Source organism: Chitinophaga sp. Ak27 (genome assembly GCF_012726295.1).
Classification (GTDB): domain Bacteria; phylum Bacteroidota; class Bacteroidia; order Chitinophagales; family Chitinophagaceae; genus Chitinophaga.
In genome coordinates, this window is record NZ_JABAOB010000001.1 from 441,909 (window position 1) to 457,008 (window position 15,100).

A 15,100-nucleotide genomic window follows, 5' to 3' on the forward strand; every position below is an offset into this window, starting at 1 on the left:
AATGAATTTATAAAAAACTACCTATAGACTTAATACCCGGGATTATTCGGCGCCAACTTCGGGTTGACATCCATCTCCGACTGGGGAATAGGGAACAACAGGTGTTTGGTCTGTAAGGTCCGTGTTCCGCCACTACCAGGAAAACTATATCCTACCATTGGTACAAATTGATCGTTCTTTGTATCATACACCATCCGGGTGCGCACCATATCGAACCAGGTTTGGTTCTCAAAACATAACTCATGATTACGCTCTCTCCAAACGGCTGTCCTGAACTGGTCGTGTGTAAGCCCCGACAGCGGCGCCAGACCAGCACGGGTCCGGATGGCATTCAGGTAGGTATAGGCATCCGTACCGGGCGTTCCGTCAGCCTCATTCTGAGCTTCCGCATACAGCAAATAAATATCGGAAAGCCGGATAACAGGAAAACATTTGCCAGACGGGAGCCCGGTTTGCTGAACAATGTCGTCAAAATATTTAAAGATATGCTGCCCATTCGTGAACACAACATTCGCTCCTGTTGCAAAGTTAGGATAACGCGAATAGAAGAACTGTTTCTCCTCTGCCCTTTTATCTCCCGGCGCATACGACTTATAAAAGGTAGTATCTGGCAATAGTGCGCCTATCTCCGTTTGTCCGTTCGAAATGTAGCTGAAAGTGGGTAATGTAAAGGAGAACATAGGATTGGAGGCTATAGATGAGGCAAACTGCACCATGAAGATATTCTCCATCCTATTGTCGTTGGCCGGATCGCGGAATTGATCATAGTTCTGGTACAGTGTATATTTATTGGATGTAATCACTTCCAGCGCTTTCTGTTTGGCCAATGCATATTTATCTGCTTGTTGCAAAGGATAGCCCGCCATCGTTTCATACACCTTTGCTAGCAGTGATTTTACCGCACCGATAGATACTCTTCCGGTATTGTCAACAAAAGGAAGACCACTTTTTTCAGCTGCAAGCAGATCTGGAATAATTTCTTTTTCATAAATATCCTTGGTGGCCGCTCTGCTCACCTGGAGGTTGTCTGCTGTAACAGTGGGCTCTGTAACGAGTGGTACATCCCCAAAAATCCTTGTGAGGTTGAAATAGAACCAGGCCCTTAAAAATTGTGCCTGCCCCAGTAATTGCGCCTTTTGCGCATCTGGTACAATAGCAGAAGACATGAGCGGAATATTCTTTATCGCCAGGTTGGCCGCGTCGATACCTTTATAGGAGCTTCGCCACCACGTCGAGAAATACAGGTCGGTCGGAGTCATGGTCAGGTTCAGCAGATTGGCATTGTTGTTAGACTGGTTCGTCTCGGTCCTCGCCTGGCCCGTTGGCATTTCCAGCATGAACATGGCATCTTCGCTGAATAGCCCTACGCTGCCATAAAAATTTCTTGTGAAGGCATAGATACCATTAACCGCATTCTGCGCCTGTACGAGGCTGGTATAATAGTTATCCGGCGTATAAAAGCTTTTAGGATCTTCCTGCAGGAACTTCTTACAGGAGGAGGTCATCGAAAGAGAGATGAGCAATATGCCGTGAAATATCTTTATTCTTCTCATAAAAGAAAATGGATTAATAGTTAAAAACCAACATTTACACCAAAATTGAAAGTCCGGGCCTTGGGTAAGGCGTAAAACTCGATACCATAGGCAAAAGCCTGCGGATAGGTGGACACTTCCGGATCGTAACCGTTCTTATATTTCGTGATAAGGAAAGCATTCTGGACACCTGCATACAGGCGTAGGCTGTGCAAGTGAATACTTTCTACCAGCCTGCTGGAAAAGTTATACCCGAGTGCTATATTCTTACCCCTGATGAACGATCCATCATCCAGGTAGTGATCATCCTGTCGCAAAGAGGGTCCGTCAGAGTTGAGTCGCACTTTGGCGATTTTCGTTTGCTCGTTCGTCGGCGTCCAGGCATTGAGCACAGTTGTATAGCTATTAGCCAGTGTTTGCCGGTCTTCCGAAGTAGCATAGGCAAGGTTCAGCACTTTATTACCCTGGCTCACCTGCAGGTCGAATAGTAAATCAAAATTTTTGTAAGAGAATTTATTAATCAGCTCCATGGTATAGGTAGGATAGGCATACCCAAGAATTGTCCGGTCTTTACCATCGATCTTGCCATCACCATTGAGATCTTTTTCTTTCAGATCACCCGGCTTGGCGTTATAGGTTGCTGCTTTCGCCGCCTCCTCTGTGCTCCATACTCCTTCTCTTACCAGGCCGAAGAAAGTGCCCACCTGTTGCCCTACCCGCAGGATATTCGTTTGGTCGAGGAAGCCCGGGCCAGGGAATATATCTTCATTATGCGTGCCCAGCGCCAGGATCTTATTGCGGTTCACAGTAAAGTTAATAGTCGTATTCCATTTGAAAGAGCCCGTCAGGTTATTGGTCATTAATCCCACCTCGATCCCCCTGTTGCGCACCGAGCCGATGTTCTTCAGGATATTATCAAAACCGGAAGTTAACGGAACGGGAGCCGACAGCAGGAGATTCTTGGTCACCTTGTCGTATATGTCTGCCACAATATTGATTCGGTTATCGAATAAACCCATATCCACACCAAAATCAAACTGGTTAGTCTTCTCCCACTGGAGATCCGGGTTAGGCATGGTGCCCTGCACTTCACCGGTGGCTCTCGCGCCGTTGAATATGGCGGTATTGGATGTCAATGAGCTGATGGACTGGTACTGCCCTATCTCGGAATTGCCGGTACTGCCGTAACTAACCCTTAATTTAAGATCATTGATCACCCGGCTCTCCTTCAGGAATGGCTCTTCTGAAACGCGCCATGCAAAAGCCGCCGACGGGAAGAAGGCGTATTTGTGGTTGGCCCCAAACTTTGAAGAACCATCGTACCTGCCGGTAGCCGTAAAGAGGTACTTGTCTTTCAACGAATAGATGGCCCGGCCGAAGTAAGAATTGATCTGCCAGTTATAGGCGCTCGATGTAGGTGGATTGGGGACAGTAGCGGCGCCCAGGTTGTTCCACAGGTAAAAATCACCGTCAAAATTGGAAGCCGATGCACTTACGATTTCATAACTGTTCTTCGCCCATTCGGCCCCTAATACCACATTCAGGTTATTATCGCGATCAAACGCTTTTTTATACGTAAAATAGCTGGAACTCTGCCAGTATACTGCCTTGTCCGCATTCACGCCGGCGTTGATTTTTTGGTAAAGCCCCCGCTGAACAGCCGACCCGCTGGCAGCATTATTATTCTTATTGGTATTGATCTGACCAGAAAAGCTGGTCCGGAAGTCAAGGTCGTGGGTCAGGTGGATATTGAAATACGTATTGCCGAGCACCACTGTCCTATTGTTGATATTGTATTTTGTCCGTAAGATATTCACCGGGTTGTCGGCGCCCTCTGAAGCAAGATGCATCCAGTTACCTCCCCACGTACCGTCGGGCATTTTTACGGGGATCATCGGCATTGCCTCCAGTACTTCACGGGTGGCAGTAAGGCCACCGACTCCGTCGTCCTGTATCCTTTCCTGGAAATAGGTGCCTGACAGGTTCAATCCGGTGCTCAACCAATTATTGACTTTGCTATCAACATTGATCCGCATCGAATACTTTTTGTTATAGGTTAAAAGCAACAGTGCTTCATCATCCTGGTAGCCATAATTCATACTGTACCGGAGATCTTCATTCCCTCCTGTTACAGACAAATTGTGGTTCTGAGAGAAGGTAGGCTTATAAACTTCCTTCTGCCAGTCCGTGTTATACCTGGGTGTCCCGTCCGGATTATATAAAGCCGGTTCCAATTTTGCGAAATCCGGGTAAGCCCTGCCCGGCACAAAGGCATATGCCGCCTTTTCCATGTCCTGGTATTCAGTGGAGTTGAGCACAGGGATTTCCCGGGGTAATACATTATAGCCACCCACAAAGCTATAGTTTACCGTTGGCTTGGAATTGAACCCATGTTTTGTGGTAATGATGATAACGCCGCCGGACCCTCTCGCTCCGTAGATAGAAGTAGAAGACGCATCTTTCAAAACATCGATGGATGCGATATCATTAGGGTTGATTGTTGTATAGTCAACGCCAATAACACCGTCCACTACAAACAAAGGATTATTGGAGGCATTGATAGAGTTGAACCCCCGGATATTAATGCGGTAGTCGCCGGGCCTGCCGGAATTAGTGGTAATATTCAACCCCGGCACCTGGCCTGCCAGTGCGCCCAGTGCATTGGGAGATGGGCGCTCCCTGATCACGGCGGTATTAACGGAAGCCACCGACCCGGTTACATCCACTTTCCGTTGCGTTCCATAACCGATCACTACAACGTCTCCCAGCGATTTGCTGCTAAGCTTCATTTGTACGGTAAGAACGGTTTGATCTCCAACGGGTATTTCCATGGATTGATAACCGATATAGCTCACAAGCAGCACCGCCTGTGGCTGGACATGAATTTTGAAAAACCCTTTTTCATTGGTGATAACGGCATTCCGGGTCCCTTTTGCAAGAATAGTTACTCCTACAAGGGGCGCCTTGTTTTCATCCAGTACAGTTCCGGATATTTCTTTTGATTGCGTTTGGCCGTATACAGCCGTAAATGAAAGGAGAATAGTTAGACAACAACAGGAAAACAGTTGTTTAAATTGAATTACATGTAAGAGCCGATTCATAAAGGGAATTAATTTGGTTGTGCAATAACTTTTAACGCGGAAAGGATAAGAATATAACCTGATCCAAAAATAGATATAGGCTGTGGGTTCTTCTACAATCGGTTTAATGGATACTTAAAGTATATTAACGTCTTTATGCTGTTATCTGTCGTTTTCTGAAAATTGTATGTTAATTTTGTAAACCACTATCTGTCAACCATCCTTTTTTGTAACAGAATCGCAATGCGCCTCTCGCCTGCTAAAGAAAATTTCGAAATCCATATTGGAAAATAGCAAAGCCTCTTCTGTTCAAAATATTCGTTTTCCTAATGCTTAAACAAAATTTAGGTAGCGGTGGCAATGCGATAGGTACAGGTGACACCAGTTGGCAAACCTCTTTTTCCGCTATATCAACACTAATTTTGCAGGGTGATCAACAAACACTGTTGGAAATTTCTTTGACTTATGCAGCTATCAACCAAGCGGAATTTCATGTGCGCGAATCGCAAATGGAAACAGGAAAATTCAATAATATGTGCAGAAGACAATTGAAATAATGCGGAATCAGGAAAAAACGATTATCATTATGAAAAACTAATCATTATTCAATCTTACATCATCCACAGCCAAAGGCGGCGCAAGTGTTATCGATGGCAGATCCGCAGGCAACGCAACTTCCACTCTGCAATGTTCTAGTTGGTCTACCACCATTTATTTTAATCATTTCATTTTGAGAAAGGACGGAAATTTTAATTTTCCCGAGGGTAAGCTTCGTGGCCTTTTTGTTAACTTTCTTCATAAAATAGGATTGGATTATCAAGCGATATAAATATTCATAATTAAGTGTATATTAATACTCAGCCATGTATTTCGCTGGATATGGACATTACTTATAATGCCAAGGAGATTAACTTTAGGCGGCATATATCTTTCAATTCATATTAACAATTGCCATGGATCAACAAACAAGCACTTAGGCTTGATATCATGATTTTGACGAATAGAAAAACAATTAAAAGAATTAATACCATACTAGTCATATACATAAAAATTAAACAATATATATTTATTCGAAAAAGTAAAGTCTATTTATGAATCATTTACTTTGAAGTTGACACCGAGGGGGCAGCTTTTTCATTGTCATCCCATACTTTATATATGGAAGTTGTGTCTCGCAAGGATATAAGAAAATGAAATAATCTGTAACGATGCGAATTTATATCAGCTCATATCATTTGGTAGGATATTAACTATTTTATACTTTCACTAGGTGATGTTCTTTTCGTAGCCGGAGTAAGAAAGTGAGTAGATTTCAAAGTACTGACATAATTCATTGAAATTCAATATATTGCGATATATGGGCGTCGTCTAGTCGTCCCGACACCATTTTGTCCTGTTTTTTTTCTGTAAAAGCCTTACCCGGCGTGATTTGGAGGATCAGGGATCAAGTTCAAATCTTAGGGAAACTTAAGCATTAAACGCCAATTTCAAGTTTATATCCTTTGCCACGTACAACGACAATCTTAATATTTGGATCAAGTTCTAGTTTTTTTCTGAGCTTTGATATGAACATATCCAGGCTACGACCTACAATAACACCTTCATCTTCCCATATCTCTTTTTGAATCCTGCTTCTCTCAATAGTCTCATTTGGAGATAATGCGAAAATATGCAGTACACGGGTTTCAGTGCCGGTCAAGTCTGTCGTTTGTCCATTTATTATGAGCTTACGATTTTTCGCATCAAACGAGACAGAGCCCAAAGTAATCAAGCCCGTATGCTGATCATCCCCGGCAGGTAAAGCACCTCGCGGCTTAACAGATCTCAAGAAAATAAATCCAACAAATGCTAAAACCGATAGGCTGCCCAGAAGGGAAGCCTTCTTTACAATATTTATGTGCGCCGGCTTAAACTTAATGTCCATTATATAACATGCCGTGGGTTGCTTTCTTCCTCTACATGTTATAATATCATCTTTTTTACTTGCGGAAATAGCAAATCCATAGGCTACAGTGGCGTTGCCACAGTTAAGCATGTTAACAACATAATCACCTGCCAGCGGGTCTTTTGCTAACAAACGTTGCGTAATACTTACAAGTGAGTCGGGTTGAAAAGTAAAAGCATTCTCAAAGCTGATCTGGTATTCATTCTCCCCTATCGTTTTTACCGGAAGTATCCTTGACGTACTGTCGCCCGACTGTAAAAGCAGTTCATGTCCGATTCTGCGGAGTAAAACTCCCCTTCTGGCGATGTCAAAATCGTCGCTTCCTTTCATGCTGAAGGCCACGCAGATTATGGAGATAAACGAGAGTAATATCAATCCAAACAGGTACTTGCGTTTCCCGGAGAGGGGATTTCGGCTATCCAACATACCATTTACAATTTATTTTACAAAGGTTACATTATTATTTACAATCCAGATTTCCAGGCTGAAAAGCGGGAAGTTAATTTCGTTGAAATCAATTTTATAAGATATGAAAAATAAAAAAAATGCCTTCAACGGATCTGATTTATCGGGGGATAGATCTATGTTAATTAAACCTACCAAAAATATGAAAAAAGTTATTTATGCGCTGATCTTACCAATGGTTGTGGTAACCGGGTTAGTATTTGCTAATCGCGAAATCAAAAATGAAACTTCTAAAAAAACAACCCCAAAGCCACTCTCTGCTGCTGAAATGAAAGCCGAAAGAGAAAAATGGGAGGCTACCCCTGCCGGTATAAAGTTCAAAAAATGGGAAGCGTCTCCCGAAGGTAAAAAAGTGCTTGCCGGGGCTGCGAAAATAAGTAAGTATACAAGTACTTTTACCAGCATGGAGGCAGTTGTAACTTCTCTTTCCCTTCCGTCAGGCTCACGATTAGGTTTCGGAGTGATGGCCAGGATTAATGGTGACGATTATATTCTTAGTTTTGGGCCGGAAAGGCCTGACAAGAATTTTTTGAACTTTAACAATGAATTTCAGCAGTTGCACAGCCTGAAAGTTAACGACAAGATAATTATAAGAAGCCATAGTGTATCGTACGCTCCCAAGTATTCATATCCAATAGTATCGGGCGACTATGTAGAACGAGATAGTAAGATAATTTATAAACGTGCCTTCCGCAAAGGCGGTTGCTGACATCACAGCATTAAAGAAGAAGCCTTACGCGTTGAGTTGTAAGGCTTTTTGCTTTGCGTCAGCGGCTAACGGATGATCTGAAAAGGCCTGCAGGAATATTATGCCCGGCTGAAGCGGCTGACGGGTGCAGGTAATTTCTGGGAATGGTATCAGTGTCCACCACATGCAGCAATACTTTCCCTGATCTCTGGACGTCTTTTGTCACCGGCATTGTCTTATCATCGTTTTCAATAACACCATTGTTATTTAATCCCAGGAATATCTTATTATCGGTGATGAGGGAATTAGTGAAAGTATAGTGGGGCGTAAAATCCTTCATGCCAATCCAAAAGCAACTATTATTGGCAATAATATTGTCTTTAAAAACAAAGTCCGAATATTTTCCAAACCAAATAGCGCCTTCATAAGCACCGTATATAATTGAATTAGTCAGGGAGAACCCATTTACGGAAACAAATAACAAAAGCGCATTTTTGCATTCATAAAAAATGCTATGATCCACTTTAATTCCACTCCCTTGTGCAAACAAGGCGCCTTGTATGGGTGCTGAATTCCTATTACCTGTAAAAATACACTGGGATACCTCCATATCTTTCAGTTCAGGAAAGTGTCGTTCAATTGCATAATAATAGACTACAGCGGGATTTGCATTTCCCACAAACTTCAGTCCCTTAAAACAGGTGTTGTTTCTTTCCACCTGGAAACCGGCACAATGATCAAACTTACCCCAGTTCTTATTATTTGGAGAGATGGATTGAATTACCGGCATTTTTGACGGCAGCCAGCCGGGATCATCCGGCAGGATAACCGCTTCTATGGTAAATCGAGCAGTATCGTTATTCGTCTTAAAAGGTTTTAGTACTACCTGGTCTGTAAGTATATATAAACCGGGAGCAAGTTTTATGGTAACCGGCTCTTTGCCGGTAAAATCACCAACACGGCTAACTGCTTTGTCAAGGCTTAACAGGGGATCATTTATAGTTCCAGTTGCATTATCCCTGCCTTTCGCCGGATCTACAAACAGAGTTTGCGCTGCAGATCTTTTTGTACCGATTAGCAGCAACAGCAATAATCCGATAATTATTTTACATCTCATGCGTCAATGATTACAGGTTAAACAGCGTAGATAAGTTGGAGATATCCACTTATTCCGGGAAAAATTTGCGTTAAACCAATCTAACTATTTCTATTATTTTTTTTGTTACCGCTGATCAATTAAATAATGTAAATACATTATTTATTCACTGCCAATTGCACAAATCCCCTTTTAATCTGTCTGAAATGCCCCTTGTCCAATACATCTTATTATTCGATTTTTGCTTGCTGGCCTGCTGAAAGTATATCATGAAGACAGGCAGCGCAATCTCCTGGTCAAAGCAAGCAACCATGAAAGTTCTTCTCACTTCCGCCGGCATCAGCAACACCAGCATTCACAACGCGCTGGTTGATCTCCTTGGGAAACCAGTTGCCGAAGCCAGCGCCCTTTTTATACCCACCGCCATTTACGCCTTGCCTGGCGGGACTGACATAGCACGCAGGGTAATTAACGGATCACTCGGTGATCCATTCTGCGAATTGGGCTGGAAGTCGTTGGGTGTGCTGGAGCTTACTTCGTTGCTCAGCATTAAACAGGCGCTTTGGGTTCCCATGCTCGAGGGAACCGACGCCTTGCTGGTAGGGGGTGGTGACTGCCAGTATCTTGCCTACTGGATGCAGCACTCCGGGTTGGCAGACCTCTTGCCATCTCTGCTGCACAAGATGGTCTATGTAGGATTGAGCGCGGGAAGTATGGTGATGACCCGCTTTGGAACGACATATGGTCACCATATACTGCCAGCCGAAAGCAGCAAGTCGCTGGGATTACTTGATTTTGCCCTGCATCCGCACCTGGATCATGAATGGTTTCCGGAGAATTCGCTGGCCAACCTGGAAAAGTTAGCGGCTGCATTACCCATGCCTTCCTATATGATTGACGATCAAACCGCCATTAAGGTAACTGATGGCGCCATTGAAGTCATCTCTGAAGGACACTGGAAGTTATTTACTCCTTGATATTCTCCACTATGCTATACTCCACTCCAGGTGATATTTCTCCAGATACTACCCTTCCTATATACCAGACCAAGATGCTTCCTGGTCTTTCAATTGAGTGTTTAGCATTTATAGTGATTTATGTCCTTTGATATCATAGCGCGGTACAAAATTTGACGTGCGAATCATTATGAGCAGGCAAATTTTTAACAAGTACATCAACATCGACGGCTTCGACATTTTTTACCGTGAAGCCGGCAACCCAAAAAGTCCATCCATACTACTTCTGCATGGGTTTCCCACCTCGTCCGTCATGTTTAAAAATCTGATGGTGGTTCTCTCCGGTAAATTTCACCTCATTGCACCTGATTACCCTGGCTTCGGGTTCAGCGCATTTCCCGGCCGGAGTAAATTTGAATACTCGTTTCAAAATATATCCGCCTGTATTAACCGGTTCACGGAAGCAATCGGTTTAAAAACATTCACCGTTTATCTCCATGATTATGGCAGCGCTGTTGGACTGCGATTAGCCGTGCACCATCCTGAGAAGATAGACGGGATCATTGTTCAGAACGGCAATGCCTATGCGGAAAGTATCGGCTCAAGTTGGGACGAGACAATAGACTACTGGGAACATCCCACAGAAGAAAAGAAACAAAAGGTATATGCTTTTTTGAGCGAAGAAGGTACAAAGATGCAGTACACAGCCGGCGTACCAGACACCCTCCTCTCTCGCGTAAGCCCGGAAACCTGGCGGCTGGACTGGGAACGCATGTCCCGGCCCGGCAATATTGAAATGCAGTATGAGCTTAACTGCACGTATAAAAGCAATATCGACATGTTTCCTGCCTTCCAGGAATATTTCCGTACCCATCAGCCCCCGGCCCTGGTAATGTGGGGAAAATATGACCCGTTTTTCAGTGTATCCGAAGCATATTGTTACAGACAGGACCTACCTGATGCACAGATCCATATCATTGAGGGATCTCATATGCTGCTGGAAACAAATTTTGATGAGGTGTTGGGATTTATCAATGATTTTCTAAGCTGAAAGTTCACTAACCCTTAACTAATTTTCCGGAGACCTTTTTGAAAGTGCGGTCCAACCTAATGGCTTCTTTTAATAGTTTCTCTATAGGCTTTTCATCAATCTCCTCCGGAGTTTGGTAAATTTTATAGAAAATTTGCTTGTTAGTTCCATGCGACAGAAAGCCATCAGGGTCATTTAATTTGTTGCCATACCAGAAACCTAAAAGGACTCCTTTTTTGATACCTCCCCGTGGAATAGCGGAAGGCCAGATAATACATATACCCTTGTTACCAAAAAAAAATGGAACATTGTATGATATTTTTTCTTTGCAATATTCTGGAAGCGCAGCCACAATTATCTGCCGTAGCACATCTACAATTATTCTTTCATCTTCGGGCAGAATAGAAAACAATTCAACCAAATTCCTAATTTTCATCATTTCTCTTGTTGAGCTCATAATAAAACGCTACTACACCAGAACCAAAGGTTTTTGTTTTTGCAAGATGAAGCCTGATGCTATCATTTATGTTTGCAAACAAGGACAAACCTTTACCTGCTATAATGGGATGCACACAGAGCTGGAATTCATCAATTAGCTGCATGTTCATCAGGGTGATGATTAAGCTCCGGCTGCCTACTAAAATGTCTTCCCCTGGCTGTTGCTTCAGCGCTATTACCTCTTCTCCAATACTTCTCTTTGCAAGAGTGGCACTTGCCCATTCCACATTTTCCAGTGTATGGGAAAATGTAATTTTGGGAATATTTTCCATTGCTACCGCAAATTCATCTATTGTTTTGTTGCCAGTAGGGTTTTTCACCACATTAGGCCAAAAGCTTTCCATTAGCTGGTAGGTGATCCTTCCGTACAGGACGGCGCCTGAGTGGCGCAACAGTTCCGTATAATGTTGGTGTATTTCATCATCCACTATTCCTTTAGTGTGGTCGCAATACCCATCCAGCGTCATATTGATGGCAGCAATTACTTTCCTCATTTTTATGATGTTATTCCATAAAGATAGCGCTCAATTTTTGCAACCATAGGGGGTAAATCAGACATTATACGGGTATATTATGACAAGGTCGCCTAAAATCTTAAAAGGTGCTGAAGCCTTTATTATTAAAGACCTTAGCACCTTTCCCACGACGCCAGGCAGGGCTTATTTAGCTTTATTTTCAAAATAATCGACGATTTCGCCCACGGTACTCATTTGAAATAGTTCTTCAGGCGCGGTTTCTACCCCTAGCTGCGTTTGCAGCTTAGAAAAAAGCTGCACGGCCAGGATGGAATTAAATCCCAGATCATTGAGGGTCCGTTCAGCTGTGATAGAGCTTTCAGGAACATCGATGGAATTACTGATAGCATTGATAACGGTGGATTCAATAGGGTTTTTCATATGTTATTATTTTTGAGGGTAAAAATTCAGGTCTGGGTTAATTCTTACAGCACGACCCATAAACAACCATTTTTATTACAAATGGTTCAGATACCTTAAACATTTATTATCCCTCGTGCAAGAGGCCGCCAGTTCGAACCCCGAGGGGCCGGCAACACACAAAAGTACTCAACGCCTGTAAATACACTTACGGGCGTTGTTCATCTGAGATGTGGTGGCATCATCGCTATATTACTCCGCAGTAGTGGGGTCAATTACATTAGCCACTTCATTGACAGCGTTGGCCGGGAATCCGCCCTGCCTGGCGTGCTCCCGGACCATCTCTTCATTGGGCGCGATATACACACAATAAATCTTATTCCCTGTTACATAACTATGTACCCATTGAATTTGCGGGCCCATATTACTCAGCACACCACAGGAAGCCTGTGAAATGGCTTTCAACTGTTCTTGTGACAATTGGCCTGCGCCAGGAATTTCGCGTTCAATCACATACTTAGGCATAATGGTAGATTTAAACAGTTAGATGTTATTTTTTGCCGGGGTTCTAATAGGTATTTGTGCTAGCAGGAAGACAAAGGAGAGTAGAAAATATATACATCGAATATAAGCAATTATTTTAAGCAAACTGTCGAATACACAAAAAACGGATGACCTTGGCATAGACTAAAATGTTCGTTAATTTTGACCTACAGATCAGAAGCGAGGATATTTATGACGCAGCGCGTGAAAGTGATTCTTTTTGTTGTTTTAATGCTCAGTAGCTTCCCGGGGTATTCCATTACCCGGGAGGATTCGGCTAGAAATGAACGGAAGACGATATATTTTTTTAGTGGCCTGGGCGCCGACTCCACTTTATTCAAGAACCTGAAATTACCAGGGTATCATAAAGTTTACATTACATGGATTCCTGCCTTTCCAAAAGAATCCATCACGGAATATGCCGGCAGGATAAAGAGCCAGATCACGGCGAAAAACCCTTATATCATCGGGGTTTCCTTTGGAGGTATTGTAGCAGTAGAGGTTTCCAAGCAGATAAGGGTAGAAAAAATGGTATTGATCTCTTCGGTGAGAACGAAGAAAGAATTGAACAAAAGGCAATTCTTTTTCATGAAATTGGGCTTGTACCGAATCATTCCCAGGGGACTGATAAAGCGCACCAATTTCCTTACCTATCGGTATTTTGGCGCCCATTCAAAAAGTGACAAGAAAGCCTTGACCAGATTATTAGAGGATACTGATGTTACCTTCTTTCGCTGGGCGCTGAAAAGCATTGCTTATTGGGATAATAAAGAGGCTCCTGAGCGTACCATTCAAATACATGGCACAGCCGACAGGGTCATCGCCAGCAGGCTGGTACATCCTGATTATCGCATTAAAGGAGGAGGACATCTCATGGTGTATAACCGGGCCAATGCGATTAGTAAGATCATTATGAATTATTTTGGCAAGTAAGCTAAAAGCCCTCTAACCGCCAGGTGCCGCTCCTTTTCAGCTTACTCTACCATCAGCTTATCTAGTAATAAATCTATGTAACTTTTCGACAGCTACCCCGTTTCATAGATAAACCAAGTTACTGCAAGCATTATTTAACAGCACGTAAACCTTTATTTATGAAACTGCCAAAATCATTACTGGGAGCTATCCTTGTGGGTATCACCATGCAAACAGCCACGTCCTGCAAAAAAGACAAAGCTCCGACTGTAAAAAAAGAGGAGAAAAAAGAAGAAAAGAAAGTGGTACCGGATCCCTGCCCAGGATGCGGTATGGGTTGATATAATACCCTGAATCGTGTCGCAAATATTTTCAACTGTCGCCTGTAATCTGGACAACAACATCCTGGCCGCTTGCGTTCCCTTAATGGAAGCCGCCAGGGTGGAAGCTATCGAGTGGGCTTTCGATACATTATATACAGCAGAGCAGGTACCTTCCTGGTTCGAGGAGCTGTTGACCGCATACAGCCGGGAAAACCGGCTTATTGGCCATGGCATTTTTTTCTCACTATTCTCCGGCAAATGGCTGCCGGAGCAACAACAATGGCTAAATCATCTCCGTAAGACCAGCCGATATTATCACTTCGATCATGTGACCGAGCATTTCGGGTTCATGACGGGTAAGGATTTTCACCATGGCGCTCCGTTAAATATTCCCTATACACCGGTTACACTCAATATTGGACGCGACCGGCTGAGGCGCATGCAGGATGCCTGTGAATGCCCTATAGGATTGGAAAACCTGGCATTTTCCTATTCACTGGAAGAGGTAAAAAGACATGGTGACTTTCTCGAAAAGCTGCTGGAACCTGTCAACGGTTTTATTATTCTCGACCTGCATAATCTCTATTGCCAGGCATATAACTTCGGTTTGTCTTTTGAAGCACTAAAAGGACTGTATCCGATGCACCTTGTCCGCGAGATACATATCTCTGGTGGCAGCTGGGAAGATTCCGAGACAATGCCGGGTAGAATAGTTCGCCGCGACACCCACGATGATGCCGTACCTGAAGCAGTATTTATCTACCTGGAAAAAGCAATTGACTTTTGCCCTTCCCTGAAATATGTGGTGATGGAACAATTAGGAACCGGATTGACTACCGCTGGCAGGCAGGCAGCATTCCGCAACGATTTCCATCGAATGGACCAACTCATCAGGAACAAAAACAGGACGGCTGCTCCTGTCAACACGTTTATACCGGCCCCTTTGTCCCTCCCGACACTAGCCATTGAAGATAACTTTCTGTACCAGCAGCAGCTGGAACTGTCGGCTATCCTGGAAACAGCAGGTTCCTTTGATACGCTCATGGAAGCGTTGCAGGGGTCCTCATTGGCACATTCCGACTGGCAGATTGAAAGCTGGGACCCGGCAATGATCGAAACAGCAGCAAGGATTGCACAGAAGTGGAAAAAGAAATAGT

The 15,100-nt window shown here is 43.5% G+C and carries 15 protein-coding genes; 7 read left to right on the forward strand and 8 right to left on the reverse strand.

Going from position 1 to position 15,100, the window contains the following annotated elements:
* Positions 1-29: 29 nt before the first annotated feature.
* Complete coding sequence (locus HGH90_RS01780; protein WP_168765723.1) at positions 30-1,553, reverse strand: RagB/SusD family nutrient uptake outer membrane protein; 1,524 nt, start codon at positions 1,551-1,553, stop codon at positions 30-32.
* Positions 1,554-1,573: 20 nt separating this feature from the next.
* Complete coding sequence (locus HGH90_RS01785) at positions 1,574-4,633, reverse strand: SusC/RagA family TonB-linked outer membrane protein (RefSeq protein ID WP_169190244.1); 3,060 nt, start codon at positions 4,631-4,633, stop codon at positions 1,574-1,576.
* Positions 4,634-4,941: 308 nt separating this feature from the next.
* Between HGH90_RS01785 and HGH90_RS01790 the strand changes: the two genes are divergently transcribed.
* Positions 4,942-5,169: a hypothetical protein gene (locus HGH90_RS01790; RefSeq protein ID WP_168765725.1), complete on the forward strand. Its 228-nt coding sequence runs from the start codon at positions 4,942-4,944 to the stop codon at positions 5,167-5,169.
* A 917-nt stretch (positions 5,170-6,086) separates the two neighbouring features.
* Here the strand turns inward: HGH90_RS01790 and HGH90_RS01795 are convergent.
* Positions 6,087-6,887, reverse strand: coding sequence for a winged helix-turn-helix domain-containing protein (locus HGH90_RS01795; protein WP_247679959.1), 801 nt, complete (start codon positions 6,885-6,887; stop codon positions 6,087-6,089).
* Between the two features lie 199 nt (positions 6,888-7,086).
* Here HGH90_RS01795 and HGH90_RS01800 point away from each other — a divergent pair, with 199 nt between their 5' ends.
* The gene (locus tag HGH90_RS01800; protein WP_247679960.1) at positions 7,087-7,731 is read left to right on the forward strand and encodes a hypothetical protein; all 645 of its coding nucleotides are present in this window, start codon (positions 7,087-7,089) and stop codon (positions 7,729-7,731) included.
* A 58-nt stretch (positions 7,732-7,789) separates the two neighbouring features.
* Here HGH90_RS01800 and HGH90_RS01805 read toward each other — a convergent pair whose 3' ends face one another.
* Positions 7,790-8,827, reverse strand: coding sequence for a right-handed parallel beta-helix repeat-containing protein (locus HGH90_RS01805; protein WP_168765727.1), 1,038 nt, complete (start codon positions 8,825-8,827; stop codon positions 7,790-7,792).
* Positions 8,828-9,117: 290 nt separating this feature from the next.
* On the opposite strand from HGH90_RS01805, the gene HGH90_RS01810 reads away from it, so the two are divergent.
* Both HGH90_RS01810 and HGH90_RS01815 read left to right on the forward strand, forming a co-directional pair.
* On the forward strand, positions 9,118-9,783 hold the full coding sequence (locus tag HGH90_RS01810; RefSeq protein WP_168765728.1) for a Type 1 glutamine amidotransferase-like domain-containing protein: 666 nt from the start codon (positions 9,118-9,120) through the stop codon (positions 9,781-9,783).
* 169 nt (positions 9,784-9,952) lie between these two features.
* Positions 9,953-10,813, forward strand: coding sequence for an alpha/beta fold hydrolase (locus HGH90_RS01815; RefSeq protein WP_169190245.1), 861 nt, complete (start codon positions 9,953-9,955; stop codon positions 10,811-10,813).
* A gap of 7 nt (positions 10,814-10,820) precedes the next feature.
* On the opposite strand, the gene HGH90_RS01820 is transcribed toward HGH90_RS01815, so the two are convergent.
* The 4 genes from HGH90_RS01820 to HGH90_RS01835 all read right to left on the reverse strand — a co-directional run bounded on the left by HGH90_RS01820 (position 10,821) and on the right by HGH90_RS01835 (position 12,690).
* Complete coding sequence (locus tag HGH90_RS01820) at positions 10,821-11,231, reverse strand: DUF1801 domain-containing protein (RefSeq protein WP_168763289.1); 411 nt, start codon at positions 11,229-11,231, stop codon at positions 10,821-10,823.
* Entirely contained in the window at positions 11,218-11,784 is a 567-nt protein-coding gene (locus tag HGH90_RS01825; protein ID WP_168763290.1) for a dihydrofolate reductase family protein, read from the reverse strand. The genes HGH90_RS01820 and HGH90_RS01825 overlap by 14 nt, the downstream gene beginning before the upstream one ends.
* Positions 11,785-11,949: 165 nt before the next feature.
* The gene (locus tag HGH90_RS01830; protein WP_168763291.1) at positions 11,950-12,186 is read right to left on the reverse strand and encodes an acyl carrier protein; all 237 of its coding nucleotides are present in this window, start codon (positions 12,184-12,186) and stop codon (positions 11,950-11,952) included.
* A gap of 231 nt (positions 12,187-12,417) precedes the next feature.
* Positions 12,418-12,690, reverse strand: coding sequence for a DUF4242 domain-containing protein (locus HGH90_RS01835; RefSeq protein ID WP_168763292.1), 273 nt, complete (start codon positions 12,688-12,690; stop codon positions 12,418-12,420).
* Positions 12,691-12,870: 180 nt separating this feature from the next.
* On the opposite strand from HGH90_RS01835, the gene HGH90_RS01840 reads away from it, so the two are divergent.
* The 3 genes from HGH90_RS01840 to HGH90_RS01850 all read left to right on the forward strand — a co-directional run bounded on the left by HGH90_RS01840 (position 12,871) and on the right by HGH90_RS01850 (position 15,099).
* The gene (locus HGH90_RS01840; RefSeq protein WP_168763293.1) at positions 12,871-13,641 is read left to right on the forward strand and encodes an alpha/beta hydrolase; all 771 of its coding nucleotides are present in this window, start codon (positions 12,871-12,873) and stop codon (positions 13,639-13,641) included.
* Positions 13,642-13,799: 158 nt separating this feature from the next.
* A complete protein-coding gene (locus tag HGH90_RS01845) occupies positions 13,800-13,961 on the forward strand; it encodes a hypothetical protein (RefSeq protein WP_168763294.1) in 162 nt (53 codons plus the stop codon).
* Positions 13,962-13,977: 16 nt separating this feature from the next.
* The gene (locus tag HGH90_RS01850; RefSeq protein ID WP_317166128.1) at positions 13,978-15,099 is read left to right on the forward strand and encodes a DUF692 family multinuclear iron-containing protein; all 1,122 of its coding nucleotides are present in this window, start codon (positions 13,978-13,980) and stop codon (positions 15,097-15,099) included.
* The last annotated feature ends 1 nt before the right edge of the window (position 15,100 follow it).

Coding starts and splice junctions, on each gene's coding strand:
- HGH90_RS01795 (WP_247679959.1), bottom strand. CDS start 6,887: ATGAAAGGAAGCGACGATTTTGACATCGCCAGAAGGGGAGTTTTACTC.
- HGH90_RS01805 (WP_168765727.1), bottom strand. CDS start 8,827: ATGAGATGTAAAATAATTATCGGATTATTGCTGTTGCTGCTAATCGGT.
- HGH90_RS01780 (WP_168765723.1), bottom strand. CDS start 1,553: ATGAGAAGAATAAAGATATTTCACGGCATATTGCTCATCTCTCTTTCG.
- HGH90_RS01820 (WP_168763289.1), bottom strand. CDS start 11,231: ATGATGAAAATTAGGAATTTGGTTGAATTGTTTTCTATTCTGCCCGAA.
- HGH90_RS01815 (WP_169190245.1), top strand. CDS start 9,953: ATGAGCAGGCAAATTTTTAACAAGTACATCAACATCGACGGCTTCGAC.
- HGH90_RS01830 (WP_168763291.1), bottom strand. CDS start 12,186: ATGAAAAACCCTATTGAATCCACCGTTATCAATGCTATCAGTAATTCC.
- HGH90_RS01835 (WP_168763292.1), bottom strand. CDS start 12,690: ATGCCTAAGTATGTGATTGAACGCGAAATTCCTGGCGCAGGCCAATTG.
- HGH90_RS01790 (WP_168765725.1), top strand. CDS start 4,942: ATGCTTAAACAAAATTTAGGTAGCGGTGGCAATGCGATAGGTACAGGT.
- HGH90_RS01825 (WP_168763290.1), bottom strand. CDS start 11,784: ATGAGGAAAGTAATTGCTGCCATCAATATGACGCTGGATGGGTATTGC.
- HGH90_RS01785 (WP_169190244.1), bottom strand. CDS start 4,633: ATGAATCGGCTCTTACATGTAATTCAATTTAAACAACTGTTTTCCTGT.
- HGH90_RS01845 (WP_168763294.1), top strand. CDS start 13,800: ATGAAACTGCCAAAATCATTACTGGGAGCTATCCTTGTGGGTATCACC.
- HGH90_RS01810 (WP_168765728.1), top strand. CDS start 9,118: ATGAAAGTTCTTCTCACTTCCGCCGGCATCAGCAACACCAGCATTCAC.
- HGH90_RS01800 (WP_247679960.1), top strand. CDS start 7,087: ATGAAAAATAAAAAAAATGCCTTCAACGGATCTGATTTATCGGGGGAT.